This is a genomic window from Serratia sp. Res13-Sevr-LER1-36-b, assembly GCF_015673035.1.
GTDB classification, from domain to species: domain Bacteria; phylum Pseudomonadota; class Gammaproteobacteria; order Enterobacterales; family Enterobacteriaceae; genus Chania; species Chania fonticola_C.
In genome coordinates this window covers 79,918-105,272 of sequence record NZ_JADACK010000013.1, presented here as the reverse complement: position 1 = coordinate 105,272, position 25,355 = coordinate 79,918, and the positions used below count along the sequence as shown (strand labels likewise).

The window sequence follows — 25,355 nt, the reverse complement described above, 5'->3', positions numbered from 1 at the left end:
CATGAGGGAGAAGGCGAATTTTGCACTATCAAGGGTAACCCGAAGCGCAAACTCAGGCAGCCAACCGCTGCCTGAACGCTCCGCGCCACGGAAGTTAACCACTATCTGCGCCAGCGTGTTTTTCGCTGGCGCATTGCTGTTGCCATTCACCGGCAACGCCGCGGAAGATAACAAATCCCAGCTCAAAGACATTCAGCAGAGCATCGCTGAAAAAGAAAAAGCGGTTAAACAACAGCAACAACAGCGCAGTTCGCTGCAAAATCAGCTCAAACTCCAGGAAAAGACCATCGCGCAAGCCAGCCGTTCGCTGCGTGATACCCAAGGTACGCTCGACATACTGAGCAAAGACATTTCCGGGCTGAACACCTCCATCGCCAAGCTTCAAAAACAGCAGTCCACCCAGCAGGAAATCCTCGCCAAACAGCTCGATGCCGCCTTCCGTCAGGGGCAACACAGCGCCTTGCAGCTGGTGCTCAGCGGTGAAGAAACCCAGCGCAGTGAACGCATGCTGGCCTATTTTGGCTATCTGAACGAAGCGCGCCAGCAGTCCATTGAACAGCTCAAGCAGACCCGCAAGCAATTGGCAGAGCAAAAGAGCTCGCTGGTAGCTAAACAGGGTCAGCAGAAATCCTTGCTTGGCGAGCAGCAAACCCAGCAGCAAAAACTGGAACAGGCGCGCATCGCCCGTAAAAAAACCCTGACCGCGTTAGAAGCCTCGTTGGAAAAAGATCAGCAGCGGCTGGTGGAACTGCGCCAGAACGAAACCCGTCTACGCGATCAGATCGCCCGTGCCGAACGTGAAGCCCGCGCCCGAGCCGAACGCGAAGCGCGTGAAGCGGCCAAGGTGCGTGAGCAGGTCAAAGTCAAAGAACAGCAGGCGAAGAAAACCGGCACCAGCTATAAACCAAGCGAAGGTGAGCGTTCACTGATGGCGCGAACCGGCGGTTTAGGCCAGCCTGCGGGGCAAGCCGTATGGCCGGTGCGTGGTCGCATAGAACATCGCTTTGGCGAGCAACTGCAAGGTGAGTTACGCTGGAAAGGCATGGTGATTTCTGCGGCCGAAGGCAGCGAAGTGAAAGCCATTGCCGATGGCCGCGTGCTGCTGGCCGACTGGCTGCAAGGCTATGGCCTGGTGGTCGTGGTCGAACACGGTAAGGGCGATATGAGCCTGTATGGTTACAACCAGAGCGCTTTGGTTAGCGTCGGAGCGCAGGTGCGTGCCGGTCAGCCTATTGCCCTGGTCGGCACCAGCGGTGGTCAGGGAACGCCATCGCTCTATTTCGAAATCCGTCGCCAGGGTCAGGCCGTTAACCCACAGCCGTGGTTGGGAAGATAGATTTGTACTATAGCAAAACGCGTACTGCCCTGTTGTTGAGTACGCTGCTGTGCGTTAGCGCAGCACAGGCAGGCAAGCTCTCTATCGTGATCGATGACGTGGGTTATCGCCCACATGAAGAAAATGCCGTACTGCAAATGCCGACGGCGATCTCCGTTGCCGTGCTGCCCAATGCGCCTCACGCCCATCTGATGGCCACCAAAGCCCATAGCCAGGGGCGCGAAGTGCTGATCCACATGCCTATGGCTCCGCTCAGCAAACAGCCGCTGGAGCGCGATACCTTACAACCCTCCATGAGCAGTGAAGAAGTGCAGCGTATCATCCGTAATGCGGTGAATAACGTGCCTTTTGCGGTGGGTATGAATAACCATATGGGCAGCGCCATGACCTCCAGCCTACCGGGCATGCAAAAGGTCATGCAGGCGCTGGAAAGCTACCATCTCTATTTTCTCGACAGCATGACCATCGGCAACAGCCAGGCCACGCATGCGGCAGCGGGCACCGGCGTGAAGGTGATCAAACGCAAGGTGTTCCTCGACGATACGGCCAACCCGGACGATATCCGCCGCCAGTTTAATCGTGCCGTCGAATTGGCGCGCCGCAACGGATCGGCCATCGCCATCGGCCATCCGCGCCCGGCAACGGTAAAAGTGCTGCAACAGATGCTGGCTACGCTGCCCTCCGACATCGTACTGGTGAAACCCAGCTCGCTGCTCAATGAACCGCAGCAGAGCGCAAGCGGCTATGTGCCGCCATCCAAGCCACACAAACCGCAGCCGAAAAATCCGTTCACCGGTGGCATCAAGCAGTGCAAAGTTAAATTGCCGAAGGAAGGCATGAATGCCAGCCATGCGCTGGGCATCATTGCAGAAAGCGTGGCGCAGTCACCGGTCGTGGTGGTGATCAAACGCCATTGGCAGCACTGGATGGGGTCAGAGCCAACCAAGCCATAAGATAAAAGGCGGGGCTTACGCTCCGCCTTTCATTAATGATGTAGCCAAGGGGGCACCGTATGCCGTGCCCGCTTAGCCAATCACATCAATCCCAGCTCAACACCACTTTCCCCGACTGCCCGGAACGCATGGCGTCAAAGCCCTGCTGGAACTCGTCAATCGAGAAACGGTGGGTGATGATCGGCGTCAGATCCAGACCGGATTGGATTAGGGCCGCCATCTTGTACCAGGTTTCGAACATTTCGCGGCCGTAGATCCCTTTGATAAACAGCCCCTTGAAGATCACCTGGGTCCAGTCAATCGACATATCCGATGGTGGGATCCCCAGCATCGCAATACGGCCGCCGTGGTTCATGGCATTGAGCAACGAACGGAACGCCGGTGGCGCGCCGGACATTTCCAGGCCCACGTCAAACCCTTCGGTCATGCCCAACTCGGCCATTACGTCCGTCAGGTTTTCTTTGCTGACGTTTACCGCACGGGTCACACCCATCTTGCGCGCCAGCTCCAGGCGATATTCGTTCACGTCGGTGATCACCACGTGGCGTGCACCAACGTGTTTACATACCGCAGCGGCCATAATGCCGATCGGGCCTGCACCAGACACCAGCACGTCTTCCCCAACCAGATCGAAGGAAAGCGCGGTATGCACGGCGTTGCCAAACGGGTCAAAGATCGAGGCCAGTTCGTCCGAGATATTGTCCGGGATTTTGAAAGCGTTAAACGCCGGGATCACCAGATATTCGGCAAATGATCCTGGGCGGTTTACGCCCACGCCGGTGGTGTTGCGGCACAGATGCGTACGGCCACCGCGGCAGTTACGGCAGTGGCCACAGGTGATGTGCCCTTCGCCAGAAACGCGATCGCCGATGCTGAAACCTTTGACTTCCTGGCCGATGGCGACCACTTCGCCCACATATTCGTGGCCCACGACCATCGGTACCGGAATGGTTTTCTGCGACCATTCGTCCCAGTTATAGATATGCACATCAGTACCGCAGATAGCGGTTTTGCGGATCTTAATCATGACATCGTTGTGGCCCAGCTCAGGCTGAGGCACATCGGTCATCCAAATACCTTCTTCCGCTTTCAGTTTTGCTAATGCTTTCATCGAATTACCTTATGCAATAACGCCAAGCGTCTTACCGATGCGGATAAACGCCTCAACGGCACGTTCAATCTGCTCCGGTGAGTGATCGGCTGACATCTGGGTGCGGATACGTGCCTGACCTTTTGGCACCACCGGGTAGAAGAAACCAGTAACGTAGATGCCTTCCTTAAGCAGTGCGTTGGCGAAATCCTGCGCCAGTTTTGCTTCACCCAACATCACCGGGATGATGGCGTGATCGGCCCCGGCAAGCGTAAAGCCCGCTGCGGTCATTTTTTCGCGGAACAGGCTGGCATTGGCCCACAGGCGATCGCGCAGGGCGTCCCCGTCTTCGAGCAGTTCCAACACTTTGATCGAGGCTGCCACAATGGCCGGAGCCAGCGAGTTGGAGAACAGATAAGGGCGTGAACGCTGACGCAACCACTCCACCACCTCTTTTTTGCCAGCGGTATAGCCGCCGGAAGCGCCGCCCAACGCCTTACCCAAAGTGCCGGTGATGATATCGACGCGGTCCATCACTTCGCAGTATTCGTGCGTCCCGCGCCCGTTAGCGCCGACAAACCCCACCGCGTGGGAATCATCGACCATCACCAGCGCATCGTATTGGTCCGCCAGATCGCACACGCCCTTCAGGTTGGCGATCACGCCGTCCATGGAGAACACCCCGTCGGTGGCGATCATGATGTGGCGGGCACCGTCTGCCTTGGCCTGCTGCAGTTGCTCGGCCAGTTGGCCCATATCGTTGTTGGCATAGCGGTAGCGCTTGGCCTTGCACAGGCGCACGCCGTCGATGATTGAGGCATGGTTCAGCGCGTCTGAAATAATGGCGTCTTCCGGGCCCAACAGGGTTTCAAACAGGCCACCGTTGGCGTCAAAACAAGAGGAGTAGAGGATCGCATCTTCCATTCCCAGGAAATCGGCCAACTTTTGTTCCAGTTGCTTATGGTTATCCTGTGTACCACAGATAAAACGCACCGACGCCATGCCGAAGCCGTGGCTGTCCATCCCGGCCTTTGCCGCCGCGATCAGCTCCGGGTGGTTAGCCAGCCCGAGATAGTTATTGGCGCAGAAGTTGATCACCTGGCGACCATCGGCCACCGAGATATCGGCCTGCTGGGCAGAAGTGATAATGCGCTCTTGTTTAAACAGCCCTTCGGCACGAGTGGTAGCAAGCTGCTGTTCCAGCTGCTGGTAAAAAGACGCAGACATTCGGTCATCTCCAGGATAGGGGCATTTTCGGCATATTTTACTGCTTTGCCAGCAAACTGACGACATTCCACCGCAGAGAATCTGAAAATTGCAGCAGATATCACGGCAAACCGGCGCATCATGTAACGGCACGGGATATTAAGAGCCGTACCGATGTTCCCAATGGCATGAAATGCTATTATAGGCAGCATATAGGGTGGGGCATTGTGCACCACCGGGAAGAACACAGGGGTAAACCCAATGATTATCGTCACTGGCGGCGCTGGCATGATTGGCAGCAACATCATCAAGGCACTGAATGAAAACGGATATCGCGATATCCTGGTGGTGGATAACCTGAAAGATGGCACCAAATTCGTTAACCTGGTCGACCTTGATATCGCTGACTATGTCGATAAAGAAGACTTTATCGCCAGCATCATGGCCGGTGACGATCTGGGTGACATCGACGCCATTTTCCACGAGGGTGCCTGCTCCTCCACCACCGAGTGGGATGGCAAATACATGATGGATAACAACTATCAGTATTCCAAAGACATCCTGCATTACTGCCTGGATCGTCAGATCCCGTTCCTGTATGCCTCTTCTGCCGCCACCTACGGCGGCCGCACCGATAACTTTATCGAAGAGCGTCAGTTTGAGCAGCCGCTGAACGTTTACGGTTACTCCAAATTCCTGTTCGACCAATACGTGCGCGAGATCCTGCCAGAAGCAGATTCGCAGGTGTGTGGCTTCCGTTATTTCAACGTTTACGGCCCGCGTGAAGGCCATAAAGGCAGCATGGCCAGCGTTGCATTCCACCTGAACAACCAAATCAACCGCGGCGAAAATCCAAAACTGTTCGCTGGCAGCGAGAACTTCAAGCGCGATTTCATCTACGTCGGCGACGTGGCGGCGGTCAACCTGTGGTTCTGGAAGAACGGCGTATCCGGCATCTTCAACTGCGGTACCGGCCGTGCGGAAACCTTCCAAGCCGTGGCCGATGCGGTAGTGGAATACCATCAGTCCGGTGCCGTGGAATACATTGAGTTCCCAGAAAAGCTGAAAGGCCGCTACCAGGCTTACACTCAGGCCGATCAAACCAAGCTGCGCGCGGCCGGTTATGACGCACCGTTCAAAACCGTGGCCGAAGGCGTGAAAGAATACATGGCCTGGTTGAATCGTCCCGCTTAAGCGCTGAAGGAAGTTACTCACGGTATGAAAATACTGGTCATTGGCCCTTCGTGGGTTGGCGATATGATGATGTCGCAAAGTCTCTACCGCACCCTGAAGGCCGAGTACCCGTCGGCAGAAATCGATGTGATGGCACCTGCCTGGTGCCGTCCCCTGCTGGCGCGGATGCCCGAAGTCAACCAGGCGTTGGCAATGCCGCTGGGCCATGGTGCCCTGGCATTGGGCGAACGCCGCCGTCTTGGCCATGCGCTACGCGCTAATGGCTATGACCGTGCCTATGTGCTGCCCAACTCATTCAAGTCTGCCCTGGTGCCCTTCTTTGCCAACGTGCCACAGCGTACCGGCTGGCGCGGCGAGATGCGCTACGGCCTGCTCAACGATCTCCGCGTACTGGATAAAGCGGCATTCCCGTTGATGGTGCAGCGCTACGTCGCGCTGGCCTACGATAAGCAGCGGATGCAGCGCGCTGAAGATCTGCCGCAGCCGATACTCTGGCCGCAGTTGCAGGTCAGTGACGAAGAGATTGCCGAAACCACTTCGGCGTTTAATCTCACCGACCACCGGCCCATTATCGGTTTTTGCCCAGGCGCCGAATTTGGCCCGGCCAAACGCTGGCCGCATTACCATTACGCCACGCTGGCACAGATGCTGATCGATGCAGGCTATCAAATCGCCCTGTTTGGTTCGGCCAAAGACCACGAGGCCGGTGAGCAGATCCGTGCCGCATTGGCAGAAAAATCTCGCGATTTCTGCTTCAACCTGGCCGGAGAAACCCAGCTCGAACAGGCAGTGATCCTGTTGGCCTCCTGCCGGGCCGTAGTCAGTAACGATTCCGGCTTGATGCACGTTGCAGCGGCGTTGAACAAACCGCTGATAGCCTTGTACGGCCCGAGCAGCCCGGATTTCACCCCACCGCTGTCTCATCAGGCCAAGGTGATCCGCCTGATCAGTGGCTATCACAAGGTACGCAAAGGCGATGCCGACCAGGGTTATCACCAGAGCCTGATCGACATCCAGCCACAGCAGGTGTTAGACGCGCTGACGCCGTTACTAGCCGCCAGCGAGGAATAATCATGCAGGTGCTGATCGTAAAGACCTCTTCGATGGGGGATGTGCTCCATACGCTGCCGGCCTTGACCGACGCGATGCAGGCCATCCCCGGTATCCGCTTCGATTGGGTGGTGGAAGAGGGGTTTAGCCAGATCCCTACCTGGCATCCGGCGGTGGATCGCGTGATCCCGGTGGCCATTCGCCGCTGGCGTAAAAACTGGTTCGGCAGTGAAGCGCGCCAGCAGCGCTGTGATTTCAAGCGCCAGGTCCAGGAGCGCAACTATGACCTTGTGATCGACGCCCAGGGCCTGATCAAGAGCGCGGCGTTGGTGACTCGTATCGCGCACGGCAGCAAACACGGCCTGGACTGCAAAAGCGTCCGTGAGCCTTTTGCCAGCTGGTTCTATAATCATCGCCATGAGGTCGACAAGCAGCAACATGCGGTGGAACGCATTCGCGAGCTGTTCGCCAAGAGCCTGGGGTATGCAAAGCCGCAGAGCACGGGTGATTACGCCATTGCCGCTCGGTTTCTCAGCTCCCCTCCTGCCGATGCCGGGCAATATCTGGTTTTCCTGCACGCCACTACGCGGGATGAAAAACACTGGCCGGAGGCAAACTGGCGAGAACTGATCGCGCTGATCGCTCCGAGCGGAATAAACATCAAGCTACCTTGGGGTGCTGAGCACGAACGCCAACGCGCTTTACGGCTGGCAGAAGGGTTTGAACACGTTGAAGTGTTGCCCAAGCTCAGTCTGCAACAGGTTGCCGAAGTGCTGGCTGGGGCCAAAGCCGTGGTGTCGGTAGATACCGGGCTCAGCCACCTGACCGCCGCGCTGGATCGCCCGAATATCACCCTGTTCGGCCCGACCGATCCGGGGCTGATTGGGGGTTACGGGCAGAATCAGCATGCCTGTCGTCCTAAGACAGTGGATCGTATGGCAGACATTAGCGCCGAACAGGTAATGGGGTTGTTAGCACCGATTCTGGCCAACGAGGATGCTTGGTAACATGACCACGCAAAATATTTTGCTCAGCATTATTATTGCCGCGCACAACAGCGGCAGCTATCTGCGTGAAACATTGCAGAGCCTGCTCGACGCTCTGGGGGAAAGCATCGCAAAGTGTGAAATCATTCTGGTCAATGATGCTTCCAGCGATAACACCGAAGCATTGCTTTGCGAATTCGCCCAAGCAGTACCTCAAGCGCGTTATTTTAGCGTCGAATTCAAAAACATCGGCAAGGTGCGTAATTTCGCCATTGTAAACAGCCAGGGTGAATACGTCACCATGCTCGACAGCGACGACCTGCTTAAAAGCGGTTCTCTTAACGAAATCACTATTTTCCTCGAGGAGAATAAACCCGATCTACTGTTGACCAAACTACATGAAGTTCGTGAAATTAGCAGTATTGATAAAAATTGGAAAGGGTTACAGACAGAGGTCTTGACCCAGGACGAAGCGATAACGCGTTTCCTTATCCATAAGGATTTCCAAGCGCATTTGATTGGCCAGTTCATCAAACGTATTCTGCTTCAGAATAACCCTATTCCAAACTTTACCTGCTACGAAGATTTTTATATTTTTCCGCAGGTCCTTACACAATCCAAGAATATTGTTTTCTCCCGTGAGGGGCATTATCTTTATATAAAACGGAACACCAGTTTATCGAACTCACCTTCGGCAGAAAAGATACATAACCTTTTTGTGTGTACAGAGAGAATGGATACGCTTTTTGGCAAAAAATTCCATGAATTGGTACTATGCCACTGGCTAGATATTGAGTTGAAACAAAAAAATTGGATTACCCTGAGTATACAATTAGACTTACTGAAGGCAAAAGTGCGTGAAACTCGTAGCCTCAGTTTTTTTATCAACCCAGCAGTCAGGTTTAGCTATAAAAGAAAAGCGGTGAAATTATTATGGAAAAAATAGGAAAAAGATTGTACTTCTCAAGTTTTATACTGACTATTTTATCTATTGTTTTTACATTGATTATTACTGCTAGGCAGCGGGAGCTCTTCTATTTTTCTTTCTATGTGGCCATGTTTGGCCTTTTCTTCGAAAGGAAAAACATCCGCTGGCCAAAGATGGATATTTCCTATTCTATTATCCTGATAGGTTTGGTGAAAATCATCTGGACGCTGGTACTTTATCGCCATATGCAAGACTATGGTCTGGGGAATACACAACTGGATGCTGGCAAAAAACTGCTAGTTGGAGGGGTGTTGATTTTCTATATATCGCATTTCTCACACTATCTAGCCACAATCAATTATCGCCAATATTTGCTGGCTGGATTTTCCCTGGCGTTTATTTTAGCCACAGGTTTCGGCATCTATCAAGTTTATCACGGTATCGATCGCATTGATCTGAGTACCAACCGCGCAACCATCGCCGCTTATATCTACTCGGCACTGTCAATTTTACTTATCTATCTTTTGATCAAACTAAAACACAGTACGGGCTATCATATTGCAACAGTGGCGATCATTATTATGTCCTTCCTGATCGTGGTTATGACAGGAACCCGTGCCGCAATACTCTCGCATCTATTACTCATTCTGCTGACGATGCTGTTCCATTTCCGTAAAATCCACCTTAAACCGCTGTTGGTCGTCGTAGCCTTGGTTGGCGTCGTGGGCATGGCATCCTATAGCAAATATATCAAACCCAAGATAGAGCAAACCAGCACTGAGATTATGTTGTACCAGAAAGGAGACGATTTCTCATCGCTAGGTTCACGCTTCTCATTATGGAGTGTTGGGTTAAAGATATTTGTACAGCATCCTTACGGCAATACCGTTGAGGCACGCCATACGCAAGCAGCGGAAATCATCGTCAACGACCCGAAGAACCAAACGGCTATGGTTTATATCGACTCACATCTGCATGATGAGTTACTGGAAGCCGCCTCGCTGCAGGGTATTGTTGGTTTGCTGGCCGTGCTATTTTTCTATGGGTACATTATCACGCTGTCGTTGATGCAAAAAAATACCCCGCTCTTGATGATCGGGTGTTGCATGATTATTTATGGTTTATCAGACGTTTTGTTAATCAGTTCAGAATCACTACTGTTCTATATGGCATGTATCGCGCTGTTTGCAAAAAATAATCCATCGGTAGCAAGCCGATAAAAAATGTCACCCGGCTAGGAACGCTAACCGGGTGACATTTTACTTGGCATGGTAATTCAACAGAATACTGTCCAGAGCCTGTTTGAAATTCAGGTAATAACTTTCGTCGTAGAATTTGGTAATAGAGTGCTTAATCTGCGGTTGATCGATCATAATCTCACCGTCAACCAATGCCTGCATGATCTCCGTCAACCCAGCCAACCGATTGACGGCATATAGCTGGCCGTTAATACCATCAATAACATCAGCCGGGCCGGTTGGACAATCCGAACTAACGCAATACACTCCGTGAGCCATAGCCTCCAGCAAGGTCATTGGTAACCCTTCAAATGCCGAAGTCAGGAGCAATGCCTTCAGATCGCCGATATTCGCCTTAATATAACACCAGGGCTGAGCTTGCCAACCATGCCATAAAATCCGAGATGCAATACCCAGCCCTTCTGCATAGCTCTGGCATCGGGCCAAATCCTCACCGCCCCCTACCACGTGCAATCGCCAATCTCCCCGAAGCCCTACCAACGATTCCAATAGGTCTTTCAACCGTTTTTGCCCTTCAAAAATAACACGGCCAATATAGATGAAATTGGCCGATGCATGACTTAATGGGATCGTATCTTCTGTCTTCTCTACCGGATTAAATACAGTATAAATATCCCTCTCTTTTACCCCAAGTTCCCGCACCTGTTGATTAATACCCTGGCTGATCACCAAGTGAGCATCGGCCTTCAGGATATATGCATATTTGTATAGATCGTACAATGAGAAATGCAGCCAGGAAACGATGGGATATCGGCCCAGACACAGCTTTCTGGCAACATTGGCGATATAACAGGAAAGGGTATCCAGGGCAATGACCACATCTGGCTTATGCCTGCGCAAAAACCCTGAAAGAGCAAAGGCAAAATGCAACCGCCTTAGCTTGGTATTATGCACGGTAGAGGAAACCATCTGGGCACTTAATCCTGCATACCAAGTTTCATCTACCTCCCCTTTCTCATTGAAGAAGATAAAATCAACCTTGCTACCGGGATTATTTTCCGTAATAAGCTTAACCAACCTTTTACAGACCGTTTCCATACCACCGTAACCACCCAAGGCATATCCTGCGATGACAATATTCATTTCAACCTTTCGCTGTACATAGAGCTATTCTGCTTGACGGAATAATGTGCATTTTTTCTATTATGGCATACACATGCGCCACAGGAATAATCGATAGCGGCTGTTCAGGGTACATCTCCAACGCATTATCACAGCTACACGAAAGATCGATTACCTGATGTAATTCTTTATTCTGATAAGGGCCAGTAAATTTTGGATTAGCAGTGACAAACAAGCTGACGGTGGGCACTTTCAGCGCCACGGCCAAGTGCAAAGGGCCAGTATCGCCGGTCACCAACACGTCCAGAGAATCGATCACTCCGAGCAACTGCGTCAGCGAGGTTTTACCGACATAGTCAATCACCCGTGATCGTTGACTGTTGTCCAGACTTAATAGTAACGTATTCACCAAGTCGTGATCGGCCTGAGAGCCGATGATCACTACATCAATATTATCCCCATCATGATCAATCAGCCGCTTGGCCAGTTCGGTAAAATAGCCAGCAGGCCAGCAACGTTCACGGGTTGAAGCCCCCATATTGAACCCTACCCGTATCCGTCCAGTAGGCTTGGTTAACCTTTCGAAGGAACAAGGGATTTCCATCTCAATAGAAGAAGTGTCTCCTCCCAGGTATTGCATTAAATTCAACTTTCTCTGGATCAGGTGGCCACTAAAGTTCAGTGAGCAACTCGTTACCCAAGAATTTAGCCCCTTGGGTAAAGTAAGATAATTGTCTCTGAGGATATATTGGCAGCCAGCCAAAACTGCACTGACAATATCGTAAGGTAGATGGGCATGTAGAATCACGGCCAATTCTGGCTTGCGTTTACGAAGTTCACATACCACTTTCAGCATGTCCCGGAATTTGTTGTTCCAGAAAATCACCTCGTCAAAGCAGGCGTAATCTTTCACCATGCCATAATTAACCGTACCCGCTACCAACGTAATATGAGCCTCTGGATATCGTTGACGCAGTGCTCGCATAGCCGGGGTATTAAACATGAAATCCCCCAGTGCTGTTGTGGAATACACCACTATCCGAGTGAACGGATAGTCTGCACGTAACAACTCTTTTGGTTTCATGTTACCAAACAGGGCGTTGTATACATATAAAAACCAATGAGCATACTTCATCTTTCTGATTTTCATGTAATTAACCAGCTTTCATCTGCTGTTTATAGTATTCAGCCAAGGTCATGCCAACCGTGCGCTGTTGCAACCAGGCAAACAGCTGCTCCAAATCGCGATATAACGCGTCAATATCCTGCTCGGTCTTGAACGTTGGGCTACCTCCCGGCATAAACTCGGAGGAGTGCAGCATAAATTCGACGTAATCGTGCCCCTGCGCCAGAGAGCGTTCGACCACCAGCTTCATCTTGTCCAGATTGTTACCGGAAGGCCGTAGCCAATGCACCGACGGCGAACGCTTTTTACCCCGCAGGCTGTCATAGCCCTGCTTCACCGCATTCATCAACGCCGAATGTTTATACTGAATGCTCATTGGCACTTCCAACAGCGTGGAATCACCGGGTTTGGCGATATTGGCCGGATCGATAAAATAGGCCTGCGAGGGGAAATGGCGATAGTCGGTCCCGCCGTTACCCTGCGGATTGCCGGGCGAATACTGCCAGTTCACTCGCGGGGTGACGGAACAATCGACCTGATAGCCATATTCCAGCAGCAATGAGGCATAAAACTCATTAAACGCCCAGCGCCCGGCACGGTGGCTGAGCATCTTGGTCTGGAAGGTATCTTCCAGCAGCTTGGTCATATGATCGACCTTGGCGCGAATTTGGTCGGCCGGGTATTCGATCAGATAGGGTTTATGCCGCCAGTCATCATCGGTGAGCGGCGTCAGCGGTGGGCTGTTCCAGGCGTGCAGGTGCATGCCCACTTCGCCGGTGCCGCGTGCTATCACGTCGCGGGCAAATTCAACGTACTGTGTATCCACCGCCATTTCATAGTTGGTCAGATAAACCGGCTTGCAGGCATATTTTTCACATAGCGCCTGAAAGCGCGGCAAAAAACGCGTGTTCTCGGTCGAAATGCGGTCGTGGTTTTGCCACAGATTATCGCCTTCGGTATCAATCGTGATAAGAAACGCCGGTTTAGTCATACATTGGGAACCTGATAGTCACAGATTGACATTATGTTACGCAGCCCGATCCCTCAGGGCAAACGACTTTATTGCCTCGTTTGGACAACATTGAGCCGTAATTGTCACCCTACGCCACTATTTTTTTCTGCGCAGGCAAGAAAACCGAGCAACAGTAGCCACATGCAATCGGGTCATTTAGAATCAAAGATTGGTTTCCCTGAAAGCGACTGACTATGAACGACGCGCCAGCCCCTGTTTCTGCCACGCCCATACAGCGTATTCTGATCGTCAAGCTGCGCCATCATGGCGATATGCTGCTGACCACTCCGGTCATCAATACGCTGCGGCAGAACTATCCCGATGCTCAGATCGACATCCTGCTGTACAAAGAAACGCAGGAGATGTTGGCGAGCAACCCGGCGCTGTCGCAAATCTTTGTCATCGATCGCCAGTGGAAAAAACAGGGCACCAAGGCACACTTGGGCCACGAACTGCATCTGATCCGTCAGTTGCAGGCACAACGCTACGATCTGGTGGTCAACCTGGCCGACCAGTGGCGCAGCGCGTTGATTACTCGCCTCACCGGTGCGCGCATTCGTCTGGGGTTCGATTTCCCCAAGCGCCGTGGTTTTCTGTGGCGCTATTGCCACACTCAGTTGGTGCCGGTAGCCGGGCACGAGCATCTGCACACCGTTGAACAAAACCTCTCTCTGCTGCAACCTCTGGGTTTACCTGAGCAAAATCAGCAGGTCACCATGAGCTACAGCCCACAAGATTGGCAGGCCAGCCACCAGCTTTTGCAACAAAATGGCGTCACCGGAAGCTATATCGTGGTACAACCCACTTCGCGCTGGTTCTTTAAATGCTGGAGCGAAGAAAAAATGGCGGCCACCATCAGCGCATTGCAGGCCGAAGGGCACCAGTTGGTGATCACCTCGGGGCCAGATGCCAAAGAGCAGGACATGGTGGCGCAAATACTGAAACAGTGCCCACAGCAAGGGGTGGTTTCTCTGGCCGGGCAGTTGACCCTGCGTCAGCTGGCGGCGTTGATCGACCATGCCAAACTGTTTATCGGGGTGGACTCTGTCCCCATGCATATGGCGGCGGCATTACAGACGCCCTGCGTAGCGCTGTTCGGGCCATCCAAGCTGGTATTCTGGCGCCCCTGGCAAGTTATCGGTCAGGTCATTTGGGCCGGGGACTACGGCAGCCTGCCGGACCCGGATGCCATCAATACCGGCACCGATGAGCGCTACCTGGACCTTATTCCTACAGACGTGGTGATTGCAGCCGCGCGGAGCACGCTTGCATGAAAGCATTTCGCCTGGCGATTGTCCGCCAAAAATACCGCCCGGACGGCGGGGCAGAACGTTTCGTTTCCCGTGCCCTGGAGGCGCTGGAACAACAAGATCTGGATCTGAACGTCATCACCCGCGAGTGGCAGGGGGACGTCAATCCGAACTGGCACATCCACCTGTGCAACCCGATGAAGTTCGGGCGCATCAGCCGCGAACGCGGCTTTGCCGAAGCAGCTCGGGCCCTGTGGCAGAAAGAGAGCTTCGATCTGGTGCAAAGCCATGAACGCATCCCTGGCTGTGATATCTATCGCGCCGGTGACGGCGTCCATCGCCGCTGGCTGCTGCAACGGGCACGCCTGTTGCCGGAGTGGCGGCGCAAATGGCTGTTCTCCAACCGCTATCACCGCTATGTGATGTGTGCCGAACGCGCCATGTATGCCGCGCCAGAGCTGAAAGCGGTGATTTGCAATGCCGAGATGATCAAACGGGAAATCATCGCCGATTTCGGCGTGCCTGCCGATAAAATCACGGTGATCTACAATGCCATCGACAATCAGAAGTTTTTACCGGCGAACGAGCAACAGCGGCAGCAGTTGCGGGCGCAATATCAGCTGCCACAGCAGGCGCACTGCCTGATCTTTGTCGGTTCAGGCTTTGAACGTAAAGGATTGGCAGCCGCAATTCGCGCCGTAGCCGCCACCGACAGCTACCTACTGGTGGTGGGCAAGGATAAAGCTGAAAAGCGTTACCGTTCACTGGCACAAAAGCTGGGTTGTGATGACCGGGTGCGCTTCATGGGCGTGCAGAAACAGACGTTGCCGTTCTATCAGGCCGCCGACGCCCTGTTGCTACCAACGTTGTACGACCCGTTCCCTAACGTGATATTGGAAGCCATGTCATGCGGGCTGCCGGTGATCACCAGCACCACCTGCGGTGGCGCTGAGTTCATCACTCCAGGGCAAAACGGCTTCGTCTGCGATGCATTGGACGTCAGCGCCCTCACCGAGGCTATCGTTGCACTGCCACGGCAAGCCTTGGGTTCGAGCATGGGAGAGGCCGCGCGGCTGCGTATCATGTCTGCCACGCCAGCACACCTCTCAGAACAGCTCATCTCGTTGTATAACCGACTGCTGGACTAACTTATGCGTATTCTGATGATTATCGACGGCCTGCCGGGCGGCGGAGCAGAAAAGGTGGTACTGACCCTGTGCCAGGGCATGCAGCAGTTGGGGCATGATGTCAGCCTGATCTCATTGCGGGACGTCTGCAACTACCCGATCCCCACCGGCATTGATTATCAGGTGCTCAGCGACAACTGTCGATCGCCTTGGCGTAAGCTGACCGAGCTGGCACGCCGCGCCGCGATGTTGGATCGCGCGGTTACCTCCAACGAGCAGCAGCACGGCCGTTACGACCTGGTGTTCTCCAACCTGCATAAGACCGATCGTATCGTCAGTCATAGCAAAGTGCTGGACAGCACTCGGCTGTGGTTCTGCATTCACGGCATTCTGTCCACCTCCTACCTCGGCCACCGTACCGGCCTCGATCGCTGGCTGAAACGCCGCAAGGTCGCGGGCGTCTACCAGCGGCAGAATATCGTTGCCGTCTCGCAGGCGGTAGGCAACGATCTCCAGCAAAATCTGGGGATTACTCCTAACCAGCTGGCGGTGATCAACAACCCGTTCGATATCGCCGCCATCGAACAGCAGGCGGCAGAGCCTTGTAAACTGGCAGGCAAAGACTATCTGGTCCACGTGGGCCGTTTTCATCCACATAAACGCCACGACCGCTTGCTGAAAGCCTACGCACTGTCTGGTATCCAGGCACCTTTGGCACTGGTGGGTGCTGGCAATGAAGCGCAAATCAACGAGACCAAACGCCTTGCCACAGAGTTAAACATTAGCGATCGCGTGCTGTTCCTCGGTTTTCAGGCCAATCCCTATCCCCTGATCAAACACGCCGCGATGCTGGTGCTCAGTTCAGACAGTGAAGGGTTCGGTAACGTGCTGGTTGAAGCCTTGCTGTGCGACACGCCGGTCGTCAGCACCCGCTGCCCTGGCGGGCCTGAGGAAATTCTGGAAAAGGCGGGGTTGACCCGTGCTCTGGCGGAATTAAATGAAGCCTCACTGGCGGAGAAAATGGCAGAGATTTATGCTCAGCCGCCGGTCATTAATCACCAGCAACTGCTGAGTTATGGCCTAGAGCCTATTTGCCAACAGTATCTGGCGTTAAAGAAATAAGTCCAGGCAGGTTTACCCTGCCTGGTTGTTAATTAATTCAAGGCCTGTATTTCTTGCCACACCTCATCGACGGTAACATCGACGCAATCACCCGATTCGGTTTGCAGGATCCGATATTGCCCGCTCCACGGATGCCAAGACTCTTTATCCGTATCGCCAAAGAAGACCACCATGCTTTTATTCAATGCCGCGGCCAGATGCATCTGGCCACCGTCGCTGCACAGCACCCTGTCGCATAACTCGAAACCGGCCAACAGTTCGCGTACCGAGGCCGTTGGGTAAAGTGCTACCCTTTCATTCTGGCACCCAGCCAACAGTTGTTCCGCCCGCTTTTGATCGCCGATATCATCAGGCGTCAGCGTCCCCTGCGGGGACCAGAAGATCAGCACGCCGGTGGTAGGATCGGCAATCAGGCGGTTGATGATTTCTGCATAGCGCTCAATGGGCCACCGCCGTTTCGGGCTGCGGCTGCTGATGTGCACGGCAAACACCCGCTCAACCGGGGGCAGCAGGCTGTGTAAACGTTGCTGCGCTTGCTGCTGTTCTTCCGCAGTGAGGAAGACCTTCACCGGAGGAATGGCAATGGAGCGGTCGGTGATGGCAGACAGGTAGCTGAACGTGTGTTCCACCTGATGCTTGCCGTGAAAATCCGCCGCGCGGAAAGGGTGATGAATTTCACTGGTACCAAGATCTGCGCCGATAATATTTTTAACCCCGGCCATTTTTGCCAGACGCAGACTATATTTGCACGGCACCGGATTAGCCAGAATAGCTGCATCAAACTTAATTTTTCTCAGCTGTAAAAATATCATCAGCCGTTCAAAATATACCCCAAGAGTGGTCTCATTCTTGGCCTTGTGTTTGGCCTTCTTATAAACAAACACCTTGGTGAGATGCGGGTTATTTTTCACCACATCCTGGCTGACTTTATTGATAAGCAGATAGAGGTTGGCGTCAGGGTAAGCGGTTTTCACCCCTTCAATCAGCGGGGTAGTGCACACGAGATCGCCAATATTGTCGCGGCGGATAATTAAAATATTCTTCATTACAAACCTATCGGCGACATCTCTCGCCTGTTGTCCCAACCTGACACCGAGCCACCAAGTTAGCGCCTTTCCCTTCCGGTTATGGTACTATTCTGGATAACCCATATAAATGAAATTGATAGAATGCTGCTCCGTTTATATCAGGTACTACTCTACCTTATCCAACCCCTGATCTGGCTCCGCTTACTGCTGCGCAGCCGCAAAGCACCAGCCTACCGTAAACGCTGGGCGGAACGCTATGGTTTCTGCGCCGGGAAAGTAGTATCGGGCGGCATTATGCTGCATTCCGTTTCTGTTGGCGAAACCCTGGCGGCGATCCCTCTGGTTCGCGCCCTGCGCCATCGTTACCCTTACTTGCCGATTACTGTGACCACAATGACGCCAACGGGTTCCGAACGGGTGCAGTCCGCTTTCGGTAAAGATGTGCATCATGTCTACCTGCCTTACGATCTGCCAGGTTCGATGCGCCGTTTCCTCGACCAGGTGGATCCCAAGTTGGTGATCATCATGGAAACCGAGCTGTGGCCCAACCTGATTAACGCCCTGCATCAGCGCCAAATTCCGCTGGTGATTGCCAACGCGCGCCTTTCCGCCCGCTCAGCGGCTGGCTACAAGAAAATCGGTGGTTTTATCCGTGATATCCTGCGCCGCATTACCCTGATCGCTGCGCAAAATCAGGAAGACGGCGAGCGCTTTATCGAACTGGGCCTGAAGCGTTCTCAGCTGACCGTCACCGGCAGCCTGAAGTTCGATATCTCCGTAACGCCAGAGCTGGCGGCCAGAGCCGTTACGCTACGCCGCCAATGGGCACCACGCCGCCCGGTATGGATCGCCACCAGCACTCACGAAGGTGAAGAAACCATTCTGCTGGAAGCCCACCGCCGGTTGCTGGAAAAACACCCCGACCTATTACTTATCCTGGTACCGCGCCACCCAGAACGCTTCCCAACCGCCAAAGAACTGACGCAAAAAGCGGGCTTCAGCTACACCACCCGCAGCAGCGGCGAAATCCCTTCCAGCAGCACGCAGGTCGTGATTGGCGATACCATGGGTGAACTGATGCTGCTGTACGGCATTGCCGATCTGGCCTTCGTCGGTGGCAGCCTGGTTGAGCGCGGGGGGCATAACCCCCTGGAAGCAGCCGCCCATGCCATTCCGGTGCTGATGGGCCCACATACGTTCAACTTCAAAGATATCTGCGCCAAACTCTCCGAAGCGGGCGGGATGATCACCATCAGCGATGTCGATTCCTTGGTGAAAGAGATAGAAACGCTGCTGACCGATGAAGATTATCGCCGCTATTACGGCCGCCACGCGGTTGAAGTGTTGTATCAGAACCAGGGTGCGTTGCAACGCCTGCTGCAGCTGTTGGAGCCACACCTGCCGCCACGGAGCCACTGAATGAGCCACCGTAACAGCCTGTCGGTAGTGATGATCGCCAAAAACGAAGCCGAGTTGCTAAGCGAATGCCTGCAATCGGTCGCCTGGGCTGATGAAATCATCGTGCTCGACTCCGGCAGTAGCGACGGCTCTGTCGCTTTGGCGGAAAGTCTGGGTGCCAAGGTGTTTACCCATACCGACTGGCAAGGCTTCGGCAAGCAACGACAGAAGGCACAAAGCTACGCCACTCAGGATTACGTGCTGATGATCGACGCCGACGAGCGCGTCACGCCAGAATTGCGCCACTCCATCGAGCAGGTTTTAGCCAACGCCGACGATAACGTCGTCTACAGCCTGGGCCGCCGTAACCTGTTTCTTGGCCGCTTTATGCGCCACAGCGGCTGGTATCCCGATCGGGTCAACCGGCTGTATGCCAATCAGCGCTATTGCTATAACGACGATCTGGTCCATGAATCCCTCAACACCGGCGGCGCAAAAGTCGTACCGCTGCAAGGCGATCTGCTACACCTGACCTGCCGTGACTTTTTTGCCTTCCAGCGCAAACAGCTGCATTACGCCGAGCAGTGGGCAATCCAACGCCACCAGGCCGGTAAGCGCTGCGGTTATCTGTCGATCCTCACCCACACGCTAGGGGCGTTCTGCAAAACCTGGCTGCTGCGGGCCGGTTTCCTCGACGGCAAACAGGGCTTGCTGTTAGCCGTGGTCAACGCGCAATATACCTTCAATAAATATGCCGCACTGTGGGCATTGGGCCGCAACTATTCAGAGAAGTGAACCATGAGCAGCAAAGCCATCTACCCAGGTACCTTCGATCCACTGACCAACGGCCATCTGGATCTGGTCACCCGAGCCTCACTGATGTTTGATCACGTGATCCTGGCCATTGCCGCCAGCTCAAGCAAAAAACCGCTGTTTTCGCTGGAAGAACGCGTTGCCCTGGCCACGCAGGTGACCTCTCATCTGGATAACGTCGAGGTGTTGGGGTTCAGCGAGTTGATGGCGCACTTCGCCGCCCATCAGAACGCCAATATTCTGATACGCGGCCTGCGGGCGGTGTCCGACTTTGAATATGAATTGCAGCTGGCGAACATGAACCGCCATCTGATGCCAACGTTGGAAAGCGTGTTTCTGATGCCTTCCGAGCAGTGGTCATTTATCTCTTCTTCCTTGGTAAAGGAAGTGGCACGTCATGGCGGCGACATCGCACCATTCTTGCCGGATGTCGTCACCAAAGCGCTGATGGAAAAGCTCGCCGCGCAGTAATCAGTGCTGGCAGCGGCGGCAGAAGAAGGTGCTGCGCTGCCCGTGTTTGGCGCTCTCGATCGGTGTGCCACAGGCGCGGCAGGGTTCACCTGCCCGGCCATAGACCTGCAGTTCCTGCGCAAAATACCCCGGCTTACCATCCGACTGCAGGAAGTCACGCAGCGTTGTTCCCCCTTGTTCAATTGAACGCAGCAGCACCGCCTTGATGGTTTCGGCCAGCAGATCCGCCTGAGCCTTGCTCAAGGATCCCGCCTGACGATCCGGCAGGATCCCGGCGGTAAACAGCGATTCGCTGGCATAGATATTCCCCACGCCAACCACCAGCTTGTTATCCATCAACCAAGGCTTGATCAGCGTGCGCTTGTTACGGGATTTTTCGTACAGGTAGGTGCCATTGAACTCTTCACCCAGCGGTTCCGGGCCAAGATGAGCCAATACGTTGCTGGCGGCCAGATCGTCACACCACAGCCAGGCACCAAAGCGGCGCGGGTCGGTGTAGCGCAGGATAAAACCGTTGCTCATCACCAGATCGACGTGGTCATGCTTACCTGGCTCGGTTTCCTCTGCCAGCATACGTAAGCTGCCAGACATCCCCAGATGTACGATAATCCAGCCATGGTCCAACTCGATCAGCAAATACTTGGCACGGCGCTGTACGCTGCGTACCGGCCGATCGCTCAGCGCCAGGATCTGCTCGGAGACCGGCCAACGCAGGCGAGCGTTACGCACCACCGCGTACTGGATGTTGTGGCCAACAAGATAAGGCTCAATACCGCGGCGGCTGGTTTCGACTTCTGGTAATTCAGGCATGACTGGCTCCCTCTCCGTTTGCTACCCCTATAAAATGAAAAAACCCGGCCTAGGCCGGGTTTTCATTAATCCACTAAAATTATTTAATTTTAGCTTCTTTGTAGATCACGTGTTGACGGACAACTGGATCGAATTTCTTCAGTTCCAATTTTTCCGGCTTAGTACGCTTGTTCTTCGTGGTGGTATAGAAGTGACCAGTACCAGCAGAAGAAACCAGCTTGATCTTCTCGCGAACACCTTTAGCCATGATGCAGTTCCTTAATACTTCTCACCACGGGCACGCAGATCGGCCAAGACCGTCTCAATACCCTTCTTATCGATAACACGCATACCTTTAGCAGATACACGCAGAGTTACAAAGCGCTTCTCAGCCTCAACCCAAAAACGGTGTGAGTGCAGGTTAGGCAGAAAACGGCGTTTGGTCGCGTTCATTGCGTGGGAACGGTTGTTACCGCTCACCGGGCGCTTGCCAGTAACTTGGCAGACTCGTGACATGTCTTATTCTCCAAAAATCAAATCAGCTCGAGCTTCGTATAGGGTATGGCCGCCTCGTCAGGCTTTTAGAGCCCATCTCAGCAAACTTCATACTGAGGAGACTCTCGTCATCAGGTCAGAAACCTCACATCAGGTTGGAAACCTGCTGAGATAGGCTCTTAACGCCAAACCCAAGATTCTCAAAGGTGGCGTAGTATACGCTCTGAAGCGTAAGTGCTCAAGTCCCGAACAGCTAAAGATCCCTCAAGGATCGCGAAAAAGTTGCTTATAGCCATCCGCGCTCGGCAAAAGAGACGCATTCACCCCGGCCTATCACCAAATGATCGAGCACTCGGATCTCCAATAATCGGCAAGCATTAACCACTTGCTCGGTTATCAAACGGTCGGCGTGACTGGGTTCAGCCTTACCCGAAGGGTGATTATGCGCCAGAATGAGGGCTGCTGCATTAGCCTTCAACGCCGCACGCACAATTTCTCTTGGGTGGACAACGACGCTGTTGATGGTACCAGCAAACATCTCCTGATGGCGAATAACCCGGTGCTGATTGTCTAAAAACAACACTAAAAACACCTCTCGCTCATGGTGAGCCAGCAAACTGTGCAGGTAATGCTGGGTAATTTTCGGGTTCAGCAGCGCGTTTTCCAACAAATGGGGGCCGGAAAACAGCCGGAAGGCTAATTCGGAAATTGCCTGCAGCTGCGCATAGGTGGCAATCCCCAACCCTTTCTGACTATGAAATTGTTCGTAGTCCGCCGAAACCAGGTGATACAGCGAACCAAAGTGCGTCAGCAACTGTTCGGCCCGCTGTGAGACGTGAACCCCAGGTAGCCCGGTTCGCAAGAAAATTGCCAACAGCTCCCTATCGGAGAGCGCCGCTGCGCCATCACGCATCAATTTTTCCCTGGGTGCCAAAGCCCCAGGCCATAACGACATATCCTGATTGCTCATTGCCACCTCCCTGCCTGCTACAGCAGCATGTCACGGGGAATTTCATCGTGCGACAGGTGATTGATAATATTGCGAAGTGTTACGAAAACCCGCATGTAACTGGCTGCATACACAGCAGAATCGCTCCACCTGGCGGCGGTTATGCTAAAATGTTCGCCTCTTTCGGATTTCAATCGGACAATCATGATGACGGGACTTTCCGGCAAACATATTGTGCTTGGCATCAGTGGCGGTATTGCCGCTTACAAATGCCCTGAGCTGGTGCGCCGCCTGCGCGACAGAGGCGCCGAGGTAAGAGTGGTGATGACCAGCGCTGCCAAAGCCTTCATTACCCCACTGACGCTGCAGGCCGTTTCCGGCTATCCGGTTTTCGACGATCTGCTGGATCCCGCAGCAGAAGCCGCCATGGGCCATATTGAATTGGGCAAATGGGCCGATCTGGTGATCCTGGCCCCGGCCACCGCCGATCTGCTGGCCCGCGTTGCCGCCGGCATGGCCAACGATTTGCTGACCACGGTCTGCCTGGCTACCGATGCCCCGATCGCGGCAGCACCGGCCATGAACCAACAGATGTACCGCGCTGCCGCTACTCAGGCCAATCTACAGACCCTACAAGGGCGTGGTGTGCTGCTGTGGGGGCCAGACAGCGGGAGCCAGGCCTGTGGTGATATCGGGCCTGGCCGCATGCTGGATCCGTTGGCGATAGTGGAACGGGCTAACGCTCATTTCTCTGCGCCGCAGGATCTGCAACATTTAAAGATTATGATCACCGCGGGCCCCACCCGTGAGGCACTGGATCCGGTGCGTTTCGTCAGCAACCACAGCTCCGGCAAGATGGGTTTTGCTATCGCCAAGGCCGCCGCCGCTCGCGGTGCGCAAGTCACGTTGGTCGCCGGGCCGGTCAGCCTGCCTACACCGCCTTGGGTAACCCGTGTGGATGTCGTCAGCGCGCTGGAAATGGAGCAAGCGGTACAACAGCACGCCGCGCAGCAGAACATCTTTATCTCCTGCGCCGCCGTGGCGGATTACCGGGCAGAACAGATTGCCGATGAGAAAATCAAAAAGCAGGGTGATGAAATCATCCTCAAGATGATCAAGAATCCGGATATTGTCGCGGGCGTTGCCGCAATGAGCAAAAATCGTCCCTTTGTCGTCGGGTTTGCGGCTGAAACCCAGAATGTGGAAGAATATGCGCGACAAAAACTACTGCGTAAAAAACTGGATTTAATCTGCGCTAACGATGTATCGCTTGCAGAGCACGGTTTTAACAGTGATACCAATGCCCTGCATCTTTTTTGGCAGGATGGAGACAAGCGCCTGCCGCATAGCGACAAGGCACTCCTTGGCCAACGTTTACTAGACGAGATAGTCAGCCGTTATGATGAAAAAAATCGACGTTAAGATCCTTGACCCACGTATCGGTCAAGATTTCCCATTGCCAACCTATGCCACCCCAGGCTCTGCCGGGCTTGATCTGCGCGCCTGTCTGGACAGCGCGGTTGAGTTGGCACCAGGCGAAACCACCCTGCTGCCTACCGGCCTGGCTATCCACATCGCCGATACCGGTCTTGCTGCAGTGATCCTGCCGCGCTCCGGTCTGGGCCATAAACACGGCGTAGTGCTGGGTAACCTGGTTGGCCTGATCGATTCCGATTATCAGGGCCAGCTGATGGTGTCCGTATGGAACCGTGGCCAGAAATCCTTCACTATCGAGCCGGGTGAACGCATCGCGCAGATGGTATTTGTGCCGGTAGTGCAAGCCGAGTTTAATCTGGTGGAAGAGTTCGATAGCAGCGAACGGGGTACCGGTGGTTTTGGCCACTCTGGTCGCCAATAGAACCTGCCCGTAACCGTACGATTTACAGGGATGGCGCCTGCAACCGCGCCGCTGCAATGTGGCACGGTTGGTCTGGCAATTGAGAGTAACGCACGGAGAATAAGGGTCTGAAAGACCTGTTAGCCATTACACCGTACAACAGCGATCTTATAAGCCGCACAGAGTTTACTCTGCAACGGCCGGTGCGCGGGTTTTCGCAAATCTATACCCGAAGAGATTGAGGGGATAAGCCGTTTTAGCAAGGGTCTAATCAAACATGGCAGAAAAAGAAAATACCAAAAGGAATCGGCGTGAGGAGATATTGCAGGCGTTAGCCCAGATGCTGGAATCCAGCGACGGCAGCCAGCGCATTACCACAGCCAAGCTTGCCGCAAACGTTGGTGTCTCTGAGGCTGCCCTTTATCGGCATTTCCCCAGCAAGACGCGGATGTTTGATAGCCTGATCGAGTTTATTGAAGATAGCCTGATAACGCGCATCAACCTGATCTTGCAGGATGAAAAAGAGACGTTCAACCGCCTACGCCTTATTGTGTTGTTGGTACTGGGGTTTGCAGAGCGCAACCCAGGCCTGACCAGGATCATGACAGGCCACGCGCTGATGTTTGAGCAAGATCGCCTTCAGGGCAGGATCAACCAGTTGTTCGAGCGTATTGAAGCGCAACTGCGTCAGGTGTTGAAGGAGCGTAAGCTCCGGGAAGGAAAGGGCTTTATCGTCGATGAGACCTTGCTGGCCAGCCAGATCCTGGCCTTCTGTGAAGGGATGCTGTCGCGCTATATTCGCTCTGAATTCCGCTACCGCCCAACGCAGGATTTCGATGCCCGCTGGCCGCTATTAGCGGCACAACTACAGTAA

At 53.9% G+C, this 25,355-nt stretch carries 26 protein-coding genes; 16 read left to right on the top strand and 10 right to left on the bottom strand.

Going from position 1 to position 25,355, the window contains the following annotated elements; translation table 11 throughout:
- Window position 1: 1 nt before the first annotated feature.
- Together envC and IMQ33_RS08440 are read left to right on the top strand one after the other, a co-directional pair.
- Window positions 2-1,336, top strand: coding sequence for a murein hydrolase activator EnvC (envC, locus tag IMQ33_RS08445; RefSeq protein ID WP_024527886.1), 1,335 nt, complete (start codon window positions 2-4; stop codon window positions 1,334-1,336).
- Between the two features lie 2 nt (window positions 1,337-1,338).
- Window positions 1,339-2,289 carry a divergent polysaccharide deacetylase family protein gene (locus IMQ33_RS08440; protein ID WP_196061738.1) on the top strand — a complete coding sequence of 317 codons (951 nt, stop codon included), beginning with the start codon at window positions 1,339-1,341 and terminating at the stop codon, window positions 2,287-2,289.
- Window positions 2,290-2,374: 85 nt separating this feature from the next.
- Here IMQ33_RS08440 and tdh read toward each other — a convergent pair whose 3' ends face one another.
- Both tdh and kbl read right to left on the bottom strand, forming a co-directional pair.
- Window positions 2,375-3,400 carry an L-threonine 3-dehydrogenase gene (tdh, locus tag IMQ33_RS08435; protein WP_021181859.1) on the bottom strand — a complete coding sequence of 342 codons (1,026 nt, stop codon included), beginning with the start codon at window positions 3,398-3,400 and terminating at the stop codon, window positions 2,375-2,377.
- A 9-nt stretch (window positions 3,401-3,409) separates the two neighbouring features.
- On the bottom strand, window positions 3,410-4,606 hold the full coding sequence (kbl, locus tag IMQ33_RS08430; RefSeq protein ID WP_024527884.1) for a glycine C-acetyltransferase: 1,197 nt from the start codon (window positions 4,604-4,606) through the stop codon (window positions 3,410-3,412).
- 240 nt (window positions 4,607-4,846) lie between these two features.
- Here kbl and rfaD point away from each other — a divergent pair, with 240 nt between their 5' ends.
- From rfaD to IMQ33_RS08405, 5 genes are read left to right on the top strand one after another with little or no spacing between them, the layout of a single operon-like run.
- On the top strand, window positions 4,847-5,779 hold the full coding sequence (gene rfaD / locus IMQ33_RS08425) for an ADP-glyceromanno-heptose 6-epimerase (protein ID WP_021807264.1): 933 nt from the start codon (window positions 4,847-4,849) through the stop codon (window positions 5,777-5,779).
- A gap of 24 nt (window positions 5,780-5,803) precedes the next feature.
- Window positions 5,804-6,850, top strand: coding sequence for an ADP-heptose--LPS heptosyltransferase RfaF (rfaF, locus tag IMQ33_RS08420; RefSeq protein WP_173408508.1), 1,047 nt, complete (start codon window positions 5,804-5,806; stop codon window positions 6,848-6,850).
- Between the two features lie 2 nt (window positions 6,851-6,852).
- On the top strand, window positions 6,853-7,836 hold the full coding sequence (rfaC, locus tag IMQ33_RS08415; protein WP_196061737.1) for a lipopolysaccharide heptosyltransferase RfaC: 984 nt from the start codon (window positions 6,853-6,855) through the stop codon (window positions 7,834-7,836).
- 1 nt (window position 7,837) lies between these two features.
- On the top strand, window positions 7,838-8,761 hold the full coding sequence (locus IMQ33_RS08410; protein WP_196061736.1) for a glycosyltransferase family A protein: 924 nt from the start codon (window positions 7,838-7,840) through the stop codon (window positions 8,759-8,761).
- Window positions 8,749-9,963 (top strand): O-antigen ligase, encoded by a 1,215-nt coding sequence (locus tag IMQ33_RS08405; RefSeq protein WP_196061735.1) that lies wholly within the window; start codon window positions 8,749-8,751, stop codon window positions 9,961-9,963. The genes IMQ33_RS08410 and IMQ33_RS08405 overlap by 13 nt, the downstream gene beginning before the upstream one ends.
- Window positions 9,964-10,002: 39 nt before the next feature.
- Here IMQ33_RS08405 and IMQ33_RS08400 read toward each other — a convergent pair whose 3' ends face one another.
- Genes IMQ33_RS08400 through IMQ33_RS08390 form a run of 3 tightly spaced genes read right to left on the bottom strand, consistent with a single transcriptional unit; the run spans window position 10,003 to window position 13,181 of the window.
- A complete protein-coding gene (locus IMQ33_RS08400; RefSeq protein WP_196061734.1) occupies window positions 10,003-11,085 on the bottom strand; it encodes a glycosyltransferase in 1,083 nt (360 codons plus the stop codon).
- Between the two features lies 1 nt (window position 11,086).
- On the bottom strand, window positions 11,087-12,214 hold the full coding sequence (locus IMQ33_RS08395; RefSeq protein WP_196061733.1) for a glycosyltransferase family 9 protein: 1,128 nt from the start codon (window positions 12,212-12,214) through the stop codon (window positions 11,087-11,089).
- Between the two features lie 4 nt (window positions 12,215-12,218).
- Window positions 12,219-13,181 (bottom strand): polysaccharide deacetylase family protein, encoded by a 963-nt coding sequence (locus IMQ33_RS08390; protein ID WP_196061732.1) that lies wholly within the window; start codon window positions 13,179-13,181, stop codon window positions 12,219-12,221.
- Window positions 13,182-13,396: 215 nt separating this feature from the next.
- Here IMQ33_RS08390 and rfaQ point away from each other — a divergent pair, with 215 nt between their 5' ends.
- Genes rfaQ through IMQ33_RS08375 form a run of 3 tightly spaced genes read left to right on the top strand, consistent with a single transcriptional unit; the run spans window position 13,397 to window position 16,701 of the window.
- The gene (rfaQ, locus tag IMQ33_RS08385; RefSeq protein WP_024527877.1) at window positions 13,397-14,476 is read left to right on the top strand and encodes a putative lipopolysaccharide heptosyltransferase III; all 1,080 of its coding nucleotides are present in this window, start codon (window positions 13,397-13,399) and stop codon (window positions 14,474-14,476) included.
- Window positions 14,473-15,600, top strand: coding sequence for a glycosyltransferase family 4 protein (locus IMQ33_RS08380; protein ID WP_161711613.1), 1,128 nt, complete (start codon window positions 14,473-14,475; stop codon window positions 15,598-15,600). The genes rfaQ and IMQ33_RS08380 overlap by 4 nt, the downstream gene beginning before the upstream one ends.
- A gap of 3 nt (window positions 15,601-15,603) precedes the next feature.
- Window positions 15,604-16,701, top strand: a complete 1,098-nt coding sequence (locus tag IMQ33_RS08375; protein WP_196061731.1) for a glycosyltransferase — start codon at window positions 15,604-15,606, stop codon at window positions 16,699-16,701.
- 32 nt (window positions 16,702-16,733) lie between these two features.
- Here IMQ33_RS08375 and IMQ33_RS08370 read toward each other — a convergent pair whose 3' ends face one another.
- Window positions 16,734-17,747 carry a glycosyltransferase family 9 protein gene (locus IMQ33_RS08370; protein WP_021807274.1) on the bottom strand — a complete coding sequence of 338 codons (1,014 nt, stop codon included), beginning with the start codon at window positions 17,745-17,747 and terminating at the stop codon, window positions 16,734-16,736.
- Between the two features lie 123 nt (window positions 17,748-17,870).
- Between IMQ33_RS08370 and waaA the strand changes: the two genes are divergently transcribed.
- From waaA to coaD, 3 genes are read left to right on the top strand one after another with little or no spacing between them, the layout of a single operon-like run.
- The gene (gene waaA, locus IMQ33_RS08365; RefSeq protein WP_024527873.1) at window positions 17,871-19,148 is read left to right on the top strand and encodes a lipid IV(A) 3-deoxy-D-manno-octulosonic acid transferase; all 1,278 of its coding nucleotides are present in this window, start codon (window positions 17,871-17,873) and stop codon (window positions 19,146-19,148) included.
- Complete coding sequence (locus tag IMQ33_RS08360; protein ID WP_196061730.1) at window positions 19,149-19,922, top strand: glycosyltransferase family 2 protein; 774 nt, start codon at window positions 19,149-19,151, stop codon at window positions 19,920-19,922. It begins immediately after the preceding gene.
- A 3-nt stretch (window positions 19,923-19,925) separates the two neighbouring features.
- The gene (gene coaD / locus IMQ33_RS08355; protein ID WP_098929413.1) at window positions 19,926-20,411 is read left to right on the top strand and encodes a pantetheine-phosphate adenylyltransferase; all 486 of its coding nucleotides are present in this window, start codon (window positions 19,926-19,928) and stop codon (window positions 20,409-20,411) included.
- Here coaD and mutM read toward each other — a convergent pair whose 3' ends face one another.
- From mutM to radC, 4 genes are all read right to left on the bottom strand, one after another.
- On the bottom strand, window positions 20,412-21,221 hold the full coding sequence (mutM, locus tag IMQ33_RS08350) for a bifunctional DNA-formamidopyrimidine glycosylase/DNA-(apurinic or apyrimidinic site) lyase (RefSeq protein WP_196061729.1): 810 nt from the start codon (window positions 21,219-21,221) through the stop codon (window positions 20,412-20,414).
- Between the two features lie 79 nt (window positions 21,222-21,300).
- A complete protein-coding gene (gene rpmG, locus IMQ33_RS08345) occupies window positions 21,301-21,468 on the bottom strand; it encodes a 50S ribosomal protein L33 (RefSeq protein ID WP_004392084.1) in 168 nt (55 codons plus the stop codon).
- A gap of 11 nt (window positions 21,469-21,479) precedes the next feature.
- A complete protein-coding gene (gene rpmB / locus IMQ33_RS08340) occupies window positions 21,480-21,716 on the bottom strand; it encodes a 50S ribosomal protein L28 (protein WP_004931195.1) in 237 nt (78 codons plus the stop codon).
- Between the two features lie 265 nt (window positions 21,717-21,981).
- Window positions 21,982-22,665: a DNA repair protein RadC gene (gene radC, locus IMQ33_RS08335; protein ID WP_024527869.1), complete on the bottom strand. Its 684-nt coding sequence runs from the start codon at window positions 22,663-22,665 to the stop codon at window positions 21,982-21,984.
- Window positions 22,666-22,848: 183 nt separating this feature from the next.
- Here radC and coaBC point away from each other — a divergent pair, with 183 nt between their 5' ends.
- The 3 genes from coaBC (at window position 22,849) to slmA (ending at window position 25,355) form a co-directional block, all read left to right on the top strand.
- Window positions 22,849-24,066 carry a bifunctional phosphopantothenoylcysteine decarboxylase/phosphopantothenate--cysteine ligase CoaBC gene (gene coaBC / locus IMQ33_RS08330; protein WP_186529173.1) on the top strand — a complete coding sequence of 406 codons (1,218 nt, stop codon included), beginning with the start codon at window positions 22,849-22,851 and terminating at the stop codon, window positions 24,064-24,066.
- Window positions 24,044-24,502, top strand: a complete 459-nt coding sequence (gene dut, locus IMQ33_RS08325; RefSeq protein WP_039996197.1) for a dUTP diphosphatase — start codon at window positions 24,044-24,046, stop codon at window positions 24,500-24,502. The genes coaBC and dut overlap by 23 nt, the downstream gene beginning before the upstream one ends.
- 256 nt (window positions 24,503-24,758) lie before the next feature.
- Window positions 24,759-25,355 (top strand): nucleoid occlusion factor SlmA, encoded by a 597-nt coding sequence (gene slmA, locus IMQ33_RS08320; protein ID WP_021181838.1) that lies wholly within the window; start codon window positions 24,759-24,761, stop codon window positions 25,353-25,355.